16 protein-coding genes are annotated in these 17,771 nt (G+C 61.0%); 6 read left to right on the top strand and 10 right to left on the bottom strand.

Translation table 11 applies throughout. The features are described from left to right. Positions 1-85: 85 nt before the first annotated feature. The 9 genes from AWB78_RS03390 to AWB78_RS03430 all read right to left on the bottom strand — a co-directional run bounded on the left by AWB78_RS03390 (position 86) and on the right by AWB78_RS03430 (position 10,195). Complete coding sequence (locus AWB78_RS03390) at positions 86-1,240, bottom strand: PLL family lectin (protein WP_062602237.1); 1,155 nt, start codon at positions 1,238-1,240, stop codon at positions 86-88. A 654-nt stretch (positions 1,241-1,894) separates the two neighbouring features. After that, entirely contained in the window at positions 1,895-3,019 is a 1,125-nt protein-coding gene (locus AWB78_RS03395) for a branched-chain amino acid ABC transporter substrate-binding protein (protein WP_062602239.1), read from the bottom strand. Between the two features lie 67 nt (positions 3,020-3,086). Then, positions 3,087-3,437 carry a cupin domain-containing protein gene (locus AWB78_RS03400; RefSeq protein ID WP_062602241.1) on the bottom strand — a complete coding sequence of 117 codons (351 nt, stop codon included), beginning with the start codon at positions 3,435-3,437 and terminating at the stop codon, positions 3,087-3,089. A 14-nt stretch (positions 3,438-3,451) separates the two neighbouring features. Then, entirely contained in the window at positions 3,452-4,816 is a 1,365-nt protein-coding gene (locus AWB78_RS03405) for an NAD(P)/FAD-dependent oxidoreductase (protein WP_232477596.1), read from the bottom strand. A gap of 107 nt (positions 4,817-4,923) precedes the next feature. Further along, positions 4,924-6,324, bottom strand: a complete 1,401-nt coding sequence (locus tag AWB78_RS03410; protein ID WP_062602245.1) for an amino acid permease — start codon at positions 6,322-6,324, stop codon at positions 4,924-4,926. A 116-nt stretch (positions 6,325-6,440) separates the two neighbouring features. Then, on the bottom strand, positions 6,441-7,910 hold the full coding sequence (locus AWB78_RS03415; protein ID WP_062602247.1) for a PucR family transcriptional regulator: 1,470 nt from the start codon (positions 7,908-7,910) through the stop codon (positions 6,441-6,443). Further along, on the bottom strand, positions 7,910-8,053 hold the full coding sequence (locus AWB78_RS46255) for a hypothetical protein (RefSeq protein WP_157697402.1): 144 nt from the start codon (positions 8,051-8,053) through the stop codon (positions 7,910-7,912). The genes AWB78_RS03415 and AWB78_RS46255 overlap by 1 nt, the downstream gene beginning before the upstream one ends. A 73-nt stretch (positions 8,054-8,126) precedes the next feature. Continuing rightward, on the bottom strand, positions 8,127-8,831 hold the full coding sequence (locus AWB78_RS03425; protein ID WP_062602251.1) for an SDR family oxidoreductase: 705 nt from the start codon (positions 8,829-8,831) through the stop codon (positions 8,127-8,129). A 236-nt stretch (positions 8,832-9,067) separates the two neighbouring features. Continuing rightward, positions 9,068-10,195 carry a YbdK family carboxylate-amine ligase gene (locus tag AWB78_RS03430; RefSeq protein WP_062602253.1) on the bottom strand — a complete coding sequence of 376 codons (1,128 nt, stop codon included), beginning with the start codon at positions 10,193-10,195 and terminating at the stop codon, positions 9,068-9,070. A 485-nt stretch (positions 10,196-10,680) separates the two neighbouring features. Here AWB78_RS03430 and AWB78_RS03435 point away from each other — a divergent pair, with 485 nt between their 5' ends. The 3 genes from AWB78_RS03435 (at position 10,681) to AWB78_RS03445 (ending at position 13,391) form a co-directional block, all read left to right on the top strand. After that, entirely contained in the window at positions 10,681-11,934 is a 1,254-nt protein-coding gene (locus tag AWB78_RS03435) for a molybdopterin-dependent oxidoreductase (protein WP_062602255.1), read from the top strand. Beyond that, on the top strand, positions 11,931-12,245 hold the full coding sequence (locus AWB78_RS03440; RefSeq protein WP_062602258.1) for a cytochrome c: 315 nt from the start codon (positions 11,931-11,933) through the stop codon (positions 12,243-12,245). Before AWB78_RS03435 ends, AWB78_RS03440 begins: the two co-directional genes overlap by 4 nt. Before the next feature lie 561 nt (positions 12,246-12,806). Further along, a complete protein-coding gene (locus AWB78_RS03445; RefSeq protein WP_062602260.1) occupies positions 12,807-13,391 on the top strand; it encodes a hypothetical protein in 585 nt (194 codons plus the stop codon). A gap of 275 nt (positions 13,392-13,666) precedes the next feature. Here the strand turns inward: AWB78_RS03445 and AWB78_RS03450 are convergent, their stop codons facing one another. After that, positions 13,667-13,921, bottom strand: coding sequence for a hypothetical protein (locus AWB78_RS03450; protein WP_062602261.1), 255 nt, complete (start codon positions 13,919-13,921; stop codon positions 13,667-13,669). A 462-nt stretch (positions 13,922-14,383) separates the two neighbouring features. Here AWB78_RS03450 and AWB78_RS03455 point away from each other — a divergent pair, with 462 nt between their 5' ends. The 3 genes from AWB78_RS03455 to AWB78_RS03465 all read left to right on the top strand — a co-directional run bounded on the left by AWB78_RS03455 (position 14,384) and on the right by AWB78_RS03465 (position 17,747). Then, positions 14,384-15,634, top strand: a complete 1,251-nt coding sequence (locus AWB78_RS03455) for an MFS transporter (RefSeq protein WP_096031740.1) — start codon at positions 14,384-14,386, stop codon at positions 15,632-15,634. 122 nt (positions 15,635-15,756) lie between these two features. Beyond that, on the top strand, positions 15,757-15,960 hold the full coding sequence (locus tag AWB78_RS03460) for a hypothetical protein (RefSeq protein ID WP_062602265.1): 204 nt from the start codon (positions 15,757-15,759) through the stop codon (positions 15,958-15,960). 305 nt (positions 15,961-16,265) lie between these two features. After that, entirely contained in the window at positions 16,266-17,747 is a 1,482-nt protein-coding gene (locus AWB78_RS03465) for a SulP family inorganic anion transporter (protein WP_062602267.1), read from the top strand. The last annotated feature ends 24 nt before the right edge of the window (positions 17,748-17,771 follow it).

Raw genomic sequence — 17,771 nt, forward strand, 5'->3', positions numbered from 1 at the left:
CGATCGAGCGGCGTCGACCAAGGACAAAGTCGAAACTTGAACGCGCCGAAGACCGCCTGTCCTTCGGCGCGTTCAAACGGGCCTTCTAGAAGCGGCTATTGAAATTCCCTCCAAGACCTTCCCAGCTCGTCGGTCCCGGGAACCATCCGCCAGCCCAAGCCTTGTGGTACATCTGGTTGTCCGTGCCAAGGCCGAAGATGTCGAGACGATTGTTGCCCCACGAAGTCACCGACGGCGGACTTGTGAACCCACCACCCAGTCCTTCCCAACCGGTTTGGGACGGGAACCATGCACCGGCCCAAGCCTTGTGATACATCTGGTTGTTGGTGCCGATCCCGAAGATGTCCAGCCGGTTGGGCGCCCAGGACTCGACCGCGGGCATGCTGTTGAATACGCCTCCCAGTGGTTCCCATCCCCCCGGAGACGGAAACCATGCCCCTGCCCAGGCCTTGTGATACATCTGGTTGTCGGTGCCCAGTCCGAATATGTCGAGACGATTCGGCGCCCACGAAACAACGGCCGGGGGACTCGAGAACACGCCTCCCAGCGCCTCCCATCCTAGCCCCGCCGGATGCCACGAGCCGTCCCAGGCCTTGTGGTACATCTGGTTGTCCGTGCCGAGCCCGAAGATATCGAGGCGATTGAAACCCCACGAGACCACTGCGGGCGGGCTGGCGAAAACGCCACCGAGGTATTCCCAGCCCGTGGGTGATGGAAACCAGCCACCGGCCCACGCCTTGTGATACATCCCGTTATCCGTGCCGAGACCGAAAATGTCGAGACGGTTGCTGCCCCATGAAACGGCCGCCGGCGGGCTGTTGAATCGTCCGCCCAGCCCTTCCCAGCCGCCCGGAGACGGAAACCAGCCCCCTGCCCAGGCCTTGTGATACATCTGGTTGTCCGTGCCGAGGCCGAAGATATCGAGCCTGTTCGGAGACCATGAAACCGCGCAGGGCTGACTGCTGAACACGCCTCCCAATCCTTCCCAGCCGGTCGGCGAAGGAGCCCAGAAGTTCCCATTCCAGGCCTTGTGATACATCTGGTTATCGTTCCCGAGAGCAAAAATGTCGAGGCGGTTCGGGCCCCACGAAACGCTCGAGACGGCCGACTTCTGGCGCCCCACCTGAGCGACGACGGGCGTCATGGCGCCCAATGCTGCCAGCCCGCCCACACCAAGCAGCGTCGCCTTGCCCATCGTTTCCAGAACGTCGCGCCGTGTCACATTCCTCGTCGTATGCATGAGCCCTCCTCTGGCCAGAGGCCATTTGGAAATCAGATCCCCGCGTAGTCTTTTCTCGTTACTGCGGATGTCGAAGAAGTACCGGCGGCGTTCTGTCGCGAGCGCGCGCAGTCGTACCTTCCAACCAGGGGAAGTGGTCGATTCGCCGGGAAGATTTCTATCGAACGTGCGCTATTTTTTTGCCGCGAATAGGCGTTCGATACCGCGTCGTCTCGTTGGAATCAGGTCATCGTCGGATGGATGAAAGGCGATGGTCGGACGCCATCCCTCAGGTCCACTGATGGTTTTATCGCCGGTGTCTCAAACAATAGATCGTTTACGGTGAACTTCAAGGCTATCGATCAGACCGCAATGCGAAGCTTTCGTGACGGTGTTCGAGCATTTGATGTGTAACTAAATAACAGTCCGAAATATGATGAACGTCCGTAAAGAATCCCACAGATTTAACTGCCTACGTGATTCGTGCTCCCTCATGCAACATCCATACGCTCCCAACACGGCGCCGGCCGTGTTTCAACGGCCAGCGGATATTCGACACTCGACCCTGGTTACGTGATGCACGCGGTCATATCGCGGCGTGGGAGACCGGGAGAAGTCTCCGCCGCGCAGATACTCGACAAAGCCGTCGACTCCAGTTCTTCGTGAAGTCGCCGCTTACCTGACATAAGGAACGGGCAGGCCGTTTCGAATGACATACACGGTTGTCGGCGCACCCTTCAGGTTCCCTTCGGCATCGAAGGAGTACGTGCCGGCTATCCCCTTGTATTGTTCTTTCGCGAGTTGTGCGATCAGCTTGCTTTTGTCAGTCGTCGTCGCCGCTTTCGTCATGACGTCGGCCAGCATTTTGACTCCGTCGTAATAGTTGACTGCATAGACTTGCATATCAGTGTGATAAGTATCCTTGTACTTCTTGATGAATGCTCTGCCTTCTTCAGTCTGGTCCAGCGCGGTCCCGCCTTGAGAACAGTAGACAATCGACGCCGCCTCGCCTGCCACCTTTCCCATGTCGGCGGTACAGATGGCGTCGCCTCCAAGTAACTTTGCTTTCAGACCGCGCTGCCGCATCTGCTTAACCATCGGCGCAGCCTGAGACGCGTAGCCGCCGAAGAAAATGGCATCCGGGTTTTTGGCTTTGAGCGTCGTGAGGATGCCGAGGAAATCGGTTGCCTGGCCGTTGGTGAATTGCTTGTCGATAACTTCCAGCCCGTTTGCCTTGGCCGATTCTTCAAACTGTTCCGCGATCCCCTGGCCATAGGCAGATCGGTCGTCGATGATTGCTACCGTTTTGGCCTTCAACTCCTTCGCCGCGAAGTCCCCCATCGTCCCGCCAAGCTGGGCGTCACTGGCGCCGATCCGAAAAATGTTCTTGAAGCCCTGCTTTGTAATCGCCGGGTTTGAGGCGACTGGCAGGAGCGGAATCCCTGCATTGTTGTAGACCCGAGACGCAGGAATAGCTACGCCCGAGTTGTACGGCCCCAAGACAGCGACGACGTTGCGGTCAACGAGAATCTGCGCAATCTGAACGCCGGTCTTCGGGTCGGCCTGATCATCTTGCGACTCCAGCTTGAATGTTACCTTCTTGCCTGCTACGAGCACCCCTTGCCTATTCAGTTCGTCGACAGCCATTCGAGCGCCATTTTCATTGTCCTTGCCGTTTGCCGCCTGAGGCCCCGTCAGCGGCGCCGAGTGTCCGATCGCGACAACTTCCTGCGCCATTGCCGGCAGCGTCAGCGTGACCGCAGTGCAGGCTATCGCCCCACGAGTAATGAATGTGCGCATGCTCTGTCTCCGAATAATAGGTCGATGTTATGGATAACTTGCCGTATCAACGACGGCGTGCTTCGGTTCAGTAAATAGCGTAGATCTTGCGAACGGGCTCGAGGATATCCCAGCGCCCCGTCCACCCCGGCGGCAAGATGACGAGGTCCCCACCGACGATCTCGGTCACGTCGCCCGTCGAGTCGTCGGTGAGCCTGGCACGGCCCGAAATGATGTATGTGAATTCGGTATCGGGGCGGTTTATCACTGGCCAGCCTCCGGGCTGACATTCCCATATACCCAGATTGCCAACCGCCTCGGGCGCAAGAGACTTGATAGCAATCTGGGGATCGCCGCTATCGGCCCCGGCTCGCTGGCCGGCTGCGGCGAGTCGAGCCGAAGCAATATCGGCGCCTTTGACGATGGTGAACTTCGCCATGTACCACTCCTTTTTCAATGAGCACCCGTCAGCTTCTCGAGAACTCGTGCTGTACGCGATGGTCGGTTAGTCAAACGCTCTTCAAAATCACTGAATCCCGCCGCTGTGAGACCGCCATTCACGCCAATCCAGCGGAACGGCTCCGGCTCCCAGGCCGGCGAGCGATGATTCACCACAGGCAACCGATTGATCTCGTCTTCGCGATCCAGAATCAGGTTGCGCAGGATTCGGCCTGCCAGATTGCTCGTTGCGACTCCATCGCCGACGTAGTTGCCCGCCCAGGCAATGCGCGCGTCCTTGTCCATACTCACGGTCGGGCACCAGTCCCGCGATACCCCCAGCGCGCCGCCCCAGCGATGCGTGATGCGGGCATCGGCCAGATCGGGGAAGAACTCGAGCATTGCGGCGTGAATGTTGGCGTGCACCTTGTCGACCAGATCATCCTCGGCCGACATTCTGGAGCCGAAGCGGTATGGAGCGCCGCGACCGCCAAACACCAGCCGGCCTTCGGCTGTGACCTGTCCGTACACCCTCAGATGGCGCATGTCATTGAAGGCCAGGCGATGATCGAGCCTCAGCCGCTGGCGAAGGTCCTGCGGCAGTGGCTCGGTCGCCAGTACCAGCGAATAAAGCGGAATGACCGAGCGGCTGTTCTCCGGCAGTTGGCAGGAAAAAGCCTCGGTTGCGCGCACCACCGTTCTTGCCTTGACGCCGCCCTGCGCCGTGCACACTTGTCCGGGCGCGATGCGTAGCGCGGCCGTCTTCTCGAAGATTCGCGCGCCCATTGACTCTACGACCGCTGCCAGTCCACGCACGAGCTTGCCGGGATGGATCAGCGCGCAGTGCTCGGTGTAGAGGCCTCCCAGCACATGCTCGGCGCCGATGCGCGTCGACGCTTCCTTCGCATCGAGCGCGCGCCATTGATCCGGCAATCCAAAGCGGATCGACGCATCGACCGAGGCCTGAATTCGATCGAACTGGGGCTGGCTGCGTGCAAGGGAAAGAAAGCCTTGCTTTGCATAATCGGCATCGATGCCTTCGAGATCGAGCACGCGCCCGATTTCGTTCACGGTATCGTTCATCGCCGCCTGCAAATGCAATGCCGCCGCGTGCGAATACATGTGCGCCACGCGTTCGAGCGCGATTGGAAATATCGCCGACGCCCATCCGCCGTTGCGGCCCGAAGCGCCGAAGCCGACCGCTTCCCGCTCCAGCAGGACGACGTTCAACGATGGCTGCGCCTTCAGCAGATAGTACGCAGTCCAGAGCCCTGTATAACCTGCGCCGACGATGACGACATCGGCCTGCTCTTCCCGGTCCAGCGTGTCCCGCGCGCGCGCGTGCTCATGCCACAGCGGGCGGTTGGGAAGCTGCGTCAATTCATGTGCGGATGGCATCCGTCTCTCCTACCAATCCAGGTTCTTGTTCATTCGATTCAGGGTCGCTTACCGTTGCGACGATTACCGCGCGGGTCCGAGGCGAACGTTCAACTCGCCGATTCCGACGATGGTGTCGCGGTCCGCAGTTGCTTGCGCTTGCTCTTGACGCAGAACACCGGGTAGGAGGCCAGAATGACGATCAGCGCGATGACACTTTGCAGAAGGCTGATCTGGCTCTTCGGATCGAGCGCCATGCTCACCAGCACGGCCACGATCGTCACGGTCACGAGGAGCGGCAGCCACGGATGACCCCACATCCGGAGCTTCAGCAAGCCCCGACGTTCCCATTCGCCTCTCAGCTTGAGTTGCGACAGGCAGATCATCAGATAGACGAACAGAAACACCGCGCCGGATGAGTTGATCAGGAACAGGAAGACCGTGTCGGGCCAGAGCGCTGCGATCACCACACAACCGTATCCGACCAGCGTCGAAGCGATGACGCCTCGGGCGGGCACGCCACGGCTATTGACACGTCCCAGCCACTTCGGCGCCTCGTTGTTCGAACTGAGGACCAGAAGCAGACGCGACGATGTATAAAGCCCGGCGTTGAGCACGGACAGCACGGCCACGAGGATGACGGCGGTCAATACGGTTGCGGCGCCGGGGATGCCGATTTTCTCGAGCGTCGCCACGAAGGGGGATTTGCCCGGCACGATGTCCGTCCACGGCTGAGCCACGACAATGAACAACGCTGAAAGAACGAAGAAGACCAGAATGCGGGCCATCACCGTGTTGACTGCACGGCGAACGTTGCGTTCGGGATGCTCCGATTCTGCAGCGGCAATCGTGGCTACTTCCACCCCGGTCATTGAGAAGATCACGACCACGACGCTCGTGAATAGCGTCCCCACGCCTTTGGGAAAGAAGCCGCCGTGCGCGGTCAGGTTGGAGAACGTTGCTGTCGATCCCGGCCAGAGATGGAAGACGTACGCGCCCGCTATGATCAGAAAAGCGGCAATGGCTACGATCTTGACGCCCGCGAACCAGTATTCCGCTTCTCCGAATGATTTGACGGACAAGAGATTGAGCCCCGTCATCATGACCATCAGCCCTAGCGAGATGATCCAGACGGGAATGGCGGGAAACCATGCGTGGATAGTCTGCCCGCCTACGACGGCCTCGAACCCGACCACGATCACCCAGAAATACCAGTAAAGCCAGCCCATCGCGTAGCCGGCGACATCGCCGTACGCGAGGCGCGCATAATCGACGAATGAACCCTTCATGGGTTGAGCCGCAACCATTTCGCCCAACATGCGCATGATCAGCGCGACGATCAGCCCTGTGATGGCATAGGTGATGAACGCGCCCGGGCCGGTCGATGCGATGACCGCGCTAGAGCCTACGAATAAGCCAGCGCCGATCACGCCTCCGAGAGCCAGCATGCTGATATGCCGGGTTTTGAGCGCATGTTTCAGCCGCGGATCGAGCTCCGTCTGGATAGGCATGGGTTTGTCTCCTGGAAACGAATGTGTCTTTTGTGACCTCCATTAAAAGCAATGCGCGCGGGCCAGGCTATGCGCAAAATGTCGTCCCGAAGAAACGCCTTTATACAAATGTATGACTATTCATCTGACGATTTCGATAGATCGTCAGCCAATAGATTGGCGGCCTTTCCCGCCTGAACGGCCAGCCACAGCCGGGTGATGCCGTCGGTTGTCGTCGGTTTGACGCCACACAGCTGTTCGATATGTTTCAGCCGATAAACAAGGGTTTGACGATGGATAGCCAGATCGAAGGCGGTGGATTTCCAGTTGCCGTCGTTCCCGAGAAACGTCATGAGCGTCGTGAGCAGCGCGGTGCCATGCACGCGGTCGTACTCGATCATGGGACCGAGATAGCGTCCAACCAGCGCGCTCGCCTCGGCGAGTGACCTCGGCATCGTGATGTAGCCGGTTTCGAGTTCTCCGTAGCGCACGACATCCGTGCCGACTTCTCGTGCCTGTGCCAGCGCGAGGCGAGCCTGTCGCACGCTTTCGCGAAAGCCGGCTGCCTCCGTGACGGGCCCGCTTATGCCGACCACGGTGCCCTTGCCCAGATCGAACCGCAGGCATTCGATCGCGTCGGCGTGATCCTGAGCCAGCGCGAGCAGCACGTCATCCTCCAGCAGCAACGGTGCGCGCGCGTGCAAAGCCGGCGCATGGTGGATCTCCGCTACGCTCCACGACCCTTGCTTTCCTGGAGAGACCGCGAGCACGACGAGTGTGCCCGTGAGCCCGCGCCGCTCCAGGATCGGACGAAAGGAAAACTCGGCCTCACCGCGCAACAGGCTGCGCATCAGCGCCGCGCCTTCTTTTCGAAGATTGTCGCGGTCGATCATCATGCGTTCCAACTCGATCTCGAGCAGACCGAGAAGCGAGCGCACGAGCAGCGGATCTTGCAAGGCTTCCGCGTCGCGGCGGCGAATGACGAGATTCGCCCTCGCACGTCCGCCGATAGCGACGCGTTCCACGAAAACCGGGTGAGTCTCGTCGGAATAGGGCAAGGCGCGCGAGGAAACGATGATCGAGCCGCTGCCGGCATCTTCGATTGTCAGGCCGAGTCGCAGCCGATCGGAAAGAATGGTCAGTCGTCCGGCCATGTCCGGCATGTCGCGCAGTGCGGTTGCATAAGTCTCGAACAGTTGTTCGCTGGCTCTGAAACGGTCGCGCTGGGCTTGCAGCACACTTTCGATCACATGCCTCGACAACTGCACGAATTCGAGCTCGAAGCTCGCTGCGAGTATGGGGAACATGAGACGGTCCGCCGCCTCCAGCATCGCGCGTGACAGTTCCGGCGCATCGGCCTGGCGTGCGACGACTAATGCGCTTGCGTTGCTATGAGCCAGTTTCTCGAGCCAGATAACCTGATCCGACGCGCTGCGCGGCAGGCCTGCACCCGTAGTCATGACAAGATTGCCGGCGGAAATCCATCTCCAGGGATCGGGAAGGTCGACGGCATGGGCCCAGTTGATTGTCCGCGCCAGTCCGGACGAGCCACCAAGGACCGTCAGTTTCAGAGACCTGGTATCGAGCAACGCCTGCACGGTGATCATCAGATGCGCTTGGTGGGTAGATAGCGGGGATGAATGTGAACGCCTTCGAGAATCTCGCCGATCCTCGAAGGCGTGCGCTGTGTCATGCGGTCAACCGGCATCCGGCGCCCGCCGTCGATAACAATGGTGGCAAGACCGAGCATCGTGAGCAGCGAACGCGCCGCAGCGCCGTTCGCAATACCTGCTCGATTGCCGATGGCGGCGCTCCGGCCGTCATCAGATCGACCGGGTAACGCCCCCGTCCACGCGGATGTTCTGACCGGTGATGTAAGCAGCCCCGTCCGATGCGAGGAACGCGACGGTCGCGGCGATTTCCTCGACCTTGCCATACCGCTTCAGCGGGACGCTGTCGCGGCGCTCATCGGTGGCCGGCAGGCTGTCGATCCAGCCCGGCAGAATGTTGTTCATCCGGATATTGAATGCGGCCTGTTCGGTGGCGAACAGCTTGGTATAAGCGGCAAGACCCGCGCGGAACACTGTCGACGTCGGGAACATTGCGCTCGGCTCGAACGCCCAGGCGGTGGAGATGTTCACGATGACCCCGCCGCCCTGCTTTTGCATGACAGGCGCCACGATTCGCGTCGGGCGGATCACGTTCATCAGGTACGTGTCCATGCCTTTGTGCCAGTCGTCGTCGGAGATCTCAAGCACCGGCGCACGGGGACCATGACCGCCGCCGTTGACGAGCACATCGATGCGCCCCCAGCGCTCCATCGTCAGCGCCACCAGGCGCTCCAGGTCCGCGCTCGACTGGTTCGATCCGGTTACGCCGACACCGCCCAGTTCGTTGGCCAGTGCTTCGCCCTTTCCGGAAGAGGACAGGATTGCAACCTGATAGCCGTCCGACGCCAGCCGACGGGCGGCCGCAGCGCCCATGCCGCTGCCGGCGGCCACGATAACAGCCACTTTTTGTATTGCCATAATGGAAGCTCCTGGAGCGAGGTGGAATGGTGACTGCATGTGTACGAATGCAGACGCGACAGGAAGCGTAGCATTTACTTCCTGTGCGTACTCGCTTGCCTGGACCGCGCGCTGGTCTCGAACAGCGACACATGCGCCGGCAGTGCCTCGACCTGTCCGCGCACGCGTGCAGCCGGATTGACCAGTACCTTACCCGCTGTGCAGACTGCTGATCGGTCATCGCCTCTTCCGAGCGCTCAACCAGGCATCTGCGCTCCCCGCCAGATCTGACATTGCTGCCGGACCACTTCATGCAACGAGTCATGCGTACCGTAGACGCGGCGTAACCAGTCAGCATCGCTCAGACCGGAGGTCAAACTGCGCCTGATGATATCGAGGCCTTCCTCTGCGCCCAGAACTTGCGCATGACCTTCGATCGCGTCGAGCGTGGCGACAATCTCACTTCGAATCGAACCGCGCTGCCCGGTCTCCGGGTTCACGCACGTTCCGTCCAGACCGAAGCGACATGCCATGAACCGGTTCGTTCGATAGACTTCGTAATCCCGCTCGCTAAGTCGCGCGGGCCTGTCCACCAGCAGATAGCGCGCAAGCGCCTGGATATAAGCCGCGATCGCGGCTGCCCATTCAACGCGCAGCGGCGTATCCATGACGCGAACTTCGATGGTGCCGTAACCGGGACTTGGACGAATGTCCCAGTAGAAGTCTTTTAGACTTTTGACGAGGCCCGTGTTCGTCATGCGATTGAAGTATTCCTCGAAGTCGGACCATCTCGTTACAAAAGGAGCCTGTCCGGCCAAGGGGAACGGTGCGACCGAATTGAGCCGGGCGCACTGAAACTGCGTATCGCTTCCTTGCACAAAAGGAGAAGAGGCGGCCAAGGCTATGAAGTGCGGCACATAACGCGAAAGCGAATGCAGTAGAACGAGCGCCGAGTCAGCGTCGGGACAGCCTACATGTACGTGCTGGCCAAAGATCGTGAATTGCTGATAAAGGGCCCCGTACAGCCCCATCAGGTATTCAGAGCGTTCGCGTCCGTCGGAACGCTGGTCGAACCAGTTCTGGAAGAAGTTCGTCCCTCCCCCGCAGACGCCGACATTCAGAAAGTCAGCAGCCCGTACCAGCGTGTCGCGCAGAACCTGCAACTCGCTTCTCGCCTGATCGAAGCTTTTGCAGACGCCAGTGGACAACTCGATCATCCCCTCGGTCGTCTCCGGATTGATCGCCCCCGCGAAGCTTGCTTCTTTTACCCGGTTCAGTAGTTCCGTTGTTGCCTTCGTCAGATTGTAGTCATGCGTATTAACGACCTGAACCTCGAGTTCGACGCCAATCGTGAACGAATCTGAAGACGCGAATGGCTGCAGCATGAGATGTCCCGTTGAACGAAGATGAAGAACAAGAGCAGCGTAGCCATTCTACGCATGTTGGCTTGCGAGGAAGAGCAGGTTGCTTTGCGCTGCTGTCGCCGAAGAATGATCGATACACCCCTTGCACAAAGTCCGTGCATGCACTACCTGCTTACCTGAGAAGCTGCGGCCTCAGCGCCCTTGTCGGATCACGATGTCGCAGGAATGACGCGGAACGCCGCTGGATCAGGTGTTCTTTCGATAGCGTTAGCGGCCGGGTCTGCTCTAGGATTCACTCACGCGCGCGGATCGGGAATCGGTGAAACACTCGATCTATTTCACCGCGCCACGCCCGGCGCTGGACGCCGTGTATCGCATGGTGCGTTCGTTTTTCGGCGGCCGGGAAGCGCTGCAGTCCCGACCTGTTCTGCGCGCTTGCGCCTGCCGACGCGCATCGAGGTCCAGACGCGCCGACCTTCCGATCACGCGTTTCTTCGGAGACAGCCATGGACGCGTCGGTGAGCAAAGAACTACGCCGGAGGATCCTGGCCTGTGCCGCCGGCGCGGGCGCGCTTTCCCTGCTTCGACCGCTTCGGGTCGTTGCGGGCCAGGTGGGCAGTTCGGCTGCACTCGGATTCACGGAGCTTTCCGAAGGCACGCTCGATGAGCAGCGTCTATACGCACTGTCGGGAAAGGTCCCGCTCATCAAGAAGACCTACCGCCCTCCGAACTTCGAAACACCTATCGACTACCTCCGCACGCCGTTCACGTCGAATGCCGCGTTCTTCGTTCGCTGGCATCTCGCGGGGATCGGCACCGTCAAAGCCTCTGACTGGCGACTGAGCGTGGGAGGCGAGAGTGCTCAGCGTCCTTTCGAACTCTCGCTGGAGCAACTGAAACGCGACTTCGATCACGCGGAGATCACAGCGGTATGCCAGTGCGCAGGCAATCGTCGCGGCCTGTTCGATCCGCATGTCGCCGGCGTTCAGTGGGGCGTCGGCGCTATGGGCAATGCGGTCTGGCGCGGCGTCCGGTTGCGCGACATCCTCGCCCGTGCGGGCATGACGAGCGACGCGCTCGAAGTGGCCTTCGGCGCCGCCGATCGTCCCGTGCTCGACAAGACGCCCGTTTTCGTCAAATCGTTGCCGATGTCGATCGCTCTCGACGACAACACGCTCGTCGCGTTCGAGATGAACGGCGCGCCGTTACCACACTGGAACGGGTTCCCTGCGCGTCTCGTCGTGCCGGGATGGACAGCGACATACTGGGTCAAGCAATTGTCGAGCATCAGCGTGATATCGAAGCCGGAGACGAACTTCTGGATGAGCACGGCATACCGTCTGCCACGCGGCATGTTCAAGACGCCGACCTTCGCATCGCAGGCGTCGGGCGCGACCGAGCCGATCACCACGATCGTCGTGAACTCGCTGATCACATCGCTCCGAAGCGGCCAGCAGCTTCCACGCAACACACCGATTCAGGTGCGCGGCATGGCCTGGGATGGAGGCTCGGGCATTGCGGGCGTCGATGTATCGACCGACATGGGGGCAAGCTGGCAGGCAGCGCGTCTCGGCCGAGATATGGGCCGCTTCTCGTGGCGCGAGTTCAGCTTCGTCGTGCCGCCTCGCGAGCGCGGCTCGATCGTCGTCATGGCGCGCGCCGCCAATCGCCTCGGAGAGACACAGCCCGAACGGTTGATTCATAATCCCGCCGGCTATCACCACAACGTCATCCAGCGCGTCTATGTGGAGGTGGTATGAGCACGCTCTCACAGGCGGTTATCGCGACTTCGGCCTTGCTCCTGGTCTTCGAAGGCGCGGCGGCGCAGGAATCGACCGTGGCGCTCAAGGACGGACCGGGCAAGGAAAAGACGATGCTGTGCGCGGGCTGTCACAGCCTCGACTATATCCAGATGAACTCGCCGTTCCTCGACAGGAAAGGCTGGCGCACGTCCGTCAATAAGATGATCAATGCGTTCGGTGCGCCGATTTCAAAGGACGATGCCGAGGAGATCGTGAACTATCTGGACCAACACTACGGCAAGCCGTCGCGCGATGCTTCCGGCTCTTGACGGATAGCTATTTAACATGATGCTCCGGACAGCCAATCAACCGATGGTTACAGAGTGCAAGCTTCGTCATTGCCAATATTTTGTCGAGACCTTCGACGCATCAATCCGGTACTCGCCACGCGGTGAGATCGCCATTCACACCATGCGATGCCCGACATCGACGTGACTTTCCCGAAATCTTTGGCACTTCCGAAGATCGTGCATTACACTATTTTTTGCCATGCGCCCTTAAAGCATGGCTGACTCACGAAGTCACACTTGCGCGGACTTTCGTGCACACCTTCTGCGCGTGTCCGCCAACACCGAGCGAAACTAACTGCTTGGTGAAGCGTTTCGCCATTTATTACTTGCCCCGCACCTCGGCTCCCCGCCTCGATACGCCAGAACGCCCGGCCACTATGACGGCCCCTCGTTCTCTCATTGCTTTCTCCGCATACGGCGGCAGCCGGGATTCACTGCGGCATTTTTCTCGTTCACTTTGAATCGTGTGCTGAAGCCAGGCCGGCAGTATTCCTCTGCGCCGTCATCCCGAGCACCCGATTCGCTGGCAAGGAGACGACCGTGAAGATCAAGCATTCAAGCATTGCTTCGGCAGCAGCCGTTGTCCTACTCTCGCTCAGTGGTGCGGCCCATGCCGACGGCGGCCATGACGGCGGCCATTGTTCAAACGAGACGCTGAGAGGAGCGTTTGGGTTTATCGGCCACGGCGTGATTCTCGGATTGATAGGCGATGATGGTCAGGTACATCCGTACGCTTCCCCATCGATTCTCGATGACGTCGCCCTGGTGACATTCGACGGTGTCGGCCATTTCACGCGCACCGACTTCGGGGTTATCGGCGGGCTGCCGAAGGGTGGGCAGACTACCTTCAATCCGAACCAGATGGGTGCCTATACGGTGCACCACGATTGCACGGGTACGATGAAGATCATCTATACCGCCGGGGGATCCGTGCCGGCTGGTGTCGAGACCGATCTGAACATCGTCGTCGCGTCGGACGGGACGCTCGTCGAATCCGTTGTCTATAGGGCGGTCACCGTGGCAGGCGCCAGCGCGGACGGCAGCGTAAAGTGTCCACCGAATTGCCAGCAAGGTGTGCAAGAGAGCTTCGAGGGGAAGAAGGTCTCGGTCTTCGGCTTCCGTTAATCGAGGTTGGTCGAGACCCGGATGAGGTCTCGTCGAACCGGCGATTTCCCTGCGATGCCGACCGTCGAATTCGATAACTTCCGCTTATTCACGTCGGCATCGCACAGCACTGGCGATATCAGCGATCGCGTCTGTCAGTGGAATTGAAAAAGGAATGCGCTAGTCACCGACGCGCATTCCAGCGCTTTCCAATTGCACACAGCGCCGATAAGAAGGCTAGTCGGGATCATCGCGGTCCCCGCGAAGGAGACCGCTGGTTTCAAAGCGCGAACGACTTACTGGCCACCCTTATAGATGTCGCAATACGACGCAGGGCCGACGCAGACTTGCTGCGGTGCCGCGCTTGCTTTCGTCATCGCGCCGGAAGCGGACTTACCGGCCGCGCCCCCGTAGCCGGACGTGTCGCCGGAAGGAGCGGCACTGCCGTAAGTCTGAGATGCGGACGGGTTGCTCGTCGCATCCTGAGCTTGCGCCGCACTTACCGAGAGCGTGGCCACGAATGCCGCCACAAAAAGCAGTTTATTGAACATGGAAAACCTCCTTGGCTAGTCGAAGCAAAGCGTGACCGTGCTGCTGCATGGCGCTCGATCCATGCCTTTATCGCAGTCGGATGTCTCGCTGCTCGCGCGAATCGAGCGTCGCAAATCAGGCGGGGGGACCGTGTTGGAAAGACCGGCGTCAGTCAAACGGCTTCTTCGCAGAGGGATGTCGATGCCGCGCGATGCAATGAACGATGCGCAGGGACGTTCCGGGCGCCACATACGCCCAGGGAATGCAGCCAACTCGACAGGCAAGCGCACGAAAAAAGATTGGTGCACACTTAAAACGATCGAGCCGTGCTGGAAATGAAATAGCCACGCAGCGCGTCGGGAGGTTCTGCACGCGGCGCAAGCGGCGCCCCTGTCCGCGAATTCGATGTGGCTATCGCAGCGCTTCGCGGAAGATCAGGAACGATTCCATTACGGCATAGGCACGGTGCAAGGATGCTGCGCATGCCTAGACGCATGACTCACGGAGCGGGCGGCTCGCGCCTTACCGCCTTGCTTCTTCCCGAAGGCGTCCATCCCGGCGCGCTGATCCTGCTGACAGCCCGTGGGCTGCGTGGCATGTGCGACGGCTTTATCGCCGTGTTGCTGCCAGGGTATTTACTGGCGCTCGGCTTTGGGCAACTGGCTGTCGGTCTGATCAGCACGACGACGTTGTTCGGCTCCGCCTTCGCGACGATCCTGGTGGGCGTCGCAGGCAATCGCTTTGCTTCGCGCGTCCAGTTGCGCTTCGCGGCCGCGCTGATGATGGCCACGGGCTTCGCGTTTGCCGGCCTGTCATCGCTGTGGCCGCTGCTCATCGTTGCGTTCGTCGGCACGCTGAATCCGAGTTCGGGCGATGTCAGCCTCTTTCTCCCGCTCGAACATGCGAGCCTGGCCGAGTCCGCAACCGGCGACGCCCGGACCACGCTATTCGCGCGCTATAGCCTCGTCGGCGCGTTGTCCGCCGCACTCGGGGCGCTGGCCGCCGGCGTGCCGGACTGGCTTGCCGCACACCACGCTGCCTCACCCCTCACGGCGATGCGCCTCATGTTCATCGTCTACGCGATGTCGGGATCGATCATCTGGCTGCTCTACCGGCACATGCCGGCACGGCAGTCCAGCGGCGACGCGCCACGCATACCGCTCGGGCCATCGCGCGGAATCGTCACGCGCCTTGCGTTGCTGTTCAGCGTCGACGCCTTTGCCGGCGGACTGCTCGTCAACTCGCTGCTGACCTTGTGGCTGATTCAGCGGTTTGGACTGTCGCTCGGCGCAGCGGGTCGGTTCTTCTTCTGGGCCGGCCTGCTCAGCGCGGGTTCGCAGCTTGTCGCGGCACCCTTGTCACGTCGCATCGGCCTGCTCAACACCATGGTGTACACGCATATTCCCTCGAGCATTTGCCTCATTGCGGCAGCATTTTCGTCGTCGCTCGTGCTGACCCTGGCGTTGCTTCTCGTGCGCAGCGCGCTCTCGCAGATGGACGTACCCACGCGCAGCGCCTACGTCATGTCGGTCGTCACGCCGGGCGAGCGTCCCGCCGCCGCGAGTTTTACCGCGGTTCCGCGAAGCCTGGCCGCCGCCCTCGCGCCCACGCTATCGGGTGCGCTGCTGGGCCTCGGCTGGCTCGGCGCTCCGCTCGTCGCGTGCGGCGCGCTCAAAATTGCCTACGATCTTTCGCTGCTCTTCCTCTTCCGTCGCATCAAACCGGATCGCTGATTTCCCCGGATCATGGGGCGCATTCAAGCGAGCGCGGTAAAGAAACGTTGACCGATGCCGATAACCTGAACCATGGGTAGCCGGACGACCGTTCGGGCCGACAACATCCGACAGAGAGAGAAATGGTCTTCAGCTACAGGGACATGATGGTCACGCCGGCAGCGGTCCGGCAGGGCAACAGGTTTGCGGCGACGGCGCGAATCCACCATTTGAACGGGATGGAGCGCTCCGTGAGATTGCCGGGCGAGTTCGCCGATGTGGAAGAGGCGATCCGCTTCGCGATCGCAGCGGGCTTCGAATATATCGATTGCGAGCAGCGCTGCTGATTCGCCCGCAGCGCGCCTGCGCGCTTTCAATCGGGTAAAATACCGACGCCGCGACCTGTGCTCGCGGCGTTTCTTTTTCCAGCCCACGCAAAGACACCTATGTAGCGCGCCGCGACACTCCTTCGTCACACACATCTGACCGACAGGGGTTCGCGGACCTATGGCGCGTCGCCCGCGTTTCGCCCTTGCGATGCGCCGCGACGCCGCATCCGATTTTCCCGCGCATGAATCGCCGCCTCGTTCGGCGAACCGCGAGATTCCACGCGTCCGGTCTTTCCAGCAATCGAATCAACGGCACCTTATCCATGAAGACACACACACTGCGCGAAGAGTGGTTCTCGAACGTGCGCGCCGATGTGCTCGCCGGCATCGTCGTCGCGCTCGCGCTCATTCCCGAGGCGCTGGCGTTTTCCATCATCGCGGGCGTCGATCCGAAAGTCGGGCTCTATGCCGCGTTCAGCATCGCGGTGGTATCCGCGATCGCGGGCGGGCGTCCCGGCATGATCTCGGCGGCGACGGGCGCGGTCGCGCTGCTGCTGTCGTCGCTCGTGAAAGCGCACGGCGCCGAGTACGTGCTCGCGGCGGGCATGCTCGCGGGCCTGCTGCAGATCGGCGCGGGATACGCGAGGCTCGGCGCGCTCATGCGTTTCGTGTCGCGCTCGGTCATCACGGGCTTCGTGAATGCGCTCGCGATCCTCATCTTTCTCGCGCAGTTGCCGCAATTGCACGCCCAGCCGTGGTACGTGCTCGCGATGGTCGCGGGCGGCCTCGCGATCATCTATCTGCTGCCGCGCGTGACGAAGGCGGTGCCGTCGCCGCTCGTCTGCATCGTCGTGCTGACGATCATCTCGATGGCGCTGCATCTCGAGCTGCGCACCGTCGGCGACATGGGCTCGTTCCCCGATCGTCTGCCCGAATTCGCATTCCCGCACGTGCCCTTCTCGCTCGACACGCTGCGCATCATCTTTCCGTATTCGGTGGCGATCGCGATCGTCGGCTTGCTGGAATCGCTGATGACCGCCGCCATCGTCGACGATTACACCGATACCCCGAGCGACAAGAATCGCGAATGCCGCGGCCAGGGCTGCGCGAATATCGTCGCGGGCTTTCTCGGCGGCATGCCGGGCTGCGCGATGATCGGCCAGACGGTCATCAACATGAAGTCGGGCGGACGCCAGCGTCTTTCGACCTTCGTGGCCGGTGCGTTCCTGCTCGTGCTCGTCGTGTTCCTCGGGCCGTGGGTCAAGCAGATTCCGATGGCCGCGCTCGTCGCCGTGATGATCTTCGTGTCGATCAGCACGTTCAGCTGGAAATCCATCGCGAATCTGCGCACGCATCCGAAGAGCTCGTCGGTCGTGATGCTCGCGACGGTGATCGTCGTCGTGGCGACGGGCAATCTCGCGATCGGCGTGGGCGTCGGCGTGCTGCTCTCGGCGCTCTTCTTTACGTCGAAGGTGCGCCGCGTGCTCGCGGTGGAATCCACGCTCGATGAAGCCGCGGGCGAGCGCCGCTATGTGGTACGCGGGCAGGTGTTCTTCGCGTCATCGGAAGCGCTCGTTTCCGAGTTCGATTTCAAGGACGACGTGCGCTCGGTGCGGCTCGATCTATCGCACGCGCACTTCTGGGACATCACGGCGATCGACGCGCTCGATCGCATCGTGCACAAGTTCCGGCGCAACGGCATCGCGGTCGATGTGAGCGGCCTGAATCGCGCGAGCGCCACGATGATCGAGAAGTACGCGACGCACGACAAGACGTCCGCGACGCACTTCGAGCCGACGCATTGAGGCACGTCCTGAAAGACACGGAGT

This window comes from Caballeronia calidae (assembly GCF_900044055.2).
GTDB classification, from domain to species: domain Bacteria; phylum Pseudomonadota; class Gammaproteobacteria; order Burkholderiales; family Burkholderiaceae; genus Caballeronia; species Caballeronia calidae.

Bases quoted from the DNA above. Each gene is read 5' to 3' on its own strand.
- AWB78_RS03455 (WP_096031740.1), top strand. From the start codon at position 14,384: ATGCCTAGACGCATGACTCACGGAGCGGGCGGCTCGCGCCTTACCGCC.
- AWB78_RS03465 (WP_062602267.1), top strand. From the start codon at position 16,266: ATGAAGACACACACACTGCGCGAAGAGTGGTTCTCGAACGTGCGCGCC.
- AWB78_RS03425 (WP_062602251.1), bottom strand. From the start codon at position 8,831: ATGGCAATACAAAAAGTGGCTGTTATCGTGGCCGCCGGCAGCGGCATG.
- AWB78_RS03430 (WP_062602253.1), bottom strand. From the start codon at position 10,195: ATGCTGCAGCCATTCGCGTCTTCAGATTCGTTCACGATTGGCGTCGAA.
- AWB78_RS03410 (WP_062602245.1), bottom strand. From the start codon at position 6,324: ATGCCTATCCAGACGGAGCTCGATCCGCGGCTGAAACATGCGCTCAAA.
- AWB78_RS03415 (WP_062602247.1), bottom strand. From the start codon at position 7,910: ATGATCACCGTGCAGGCGTTGCTCGATACCAGGTCTCTGAAACTGACG.
- AWB78_RS03395 (WP_062602239.1), bottom strand. From the start codon at position 3,019: ATGCGCACATTCATTACTCGTGGGGCGATAGCCTGCACTGCGGTCACG.
- AWB78_RS03435 (WP_062602255.1), top strand. From the start codon at position 10,681: ATGGACGCGTCGGTGAGCAAAGAACTACGCCGGAGGATCCTGGCCTGT.
- AWB78_RS03440 (WP_062602258.1), top strand. From the start codon at position 11,931: ATGAGCACGCTCTCACAGGCGGTTATCGCGACTTCGGCCTTGCTCCTG.
- AWB78_RS03390 (WP_062602237.1), bottom strand. From the start codon at position 1,240: ATGCATACGACGAGGAATGTGACACGGCGCGACGTTCTGGAAACGATG.
- AWB78_RS46255 (WP_157697402.1), bottom strand. From the start codon at position 8,053: ATGCTCGGTCTTGCCACCATTGTTATCGACGGCGGGCGCCGGATGCCG.
- AWB78_RS03400 (WP_062602241.1), bottom strand. From the start codon at position 3,437: ATGGCGAAGTTCACCATCGTCAAAGGCGCCGATATTGCTTCGGCTCGA.
- AWB78_RS03460 (WP_062602265.1), top strand. From the start codon at position 15,757: ATGGTCTTCAGCTACAGGGACATGATGGTCACGCCGGCAGCGGTCCGG.
- AWB78_RS03450 (WP_062602261.1), bottom strand. From the start codon at position 13,921: ATGTTCAATAAACTGCTTTTTGTGGCGGCATTCGTGGCCACGCTCTCG.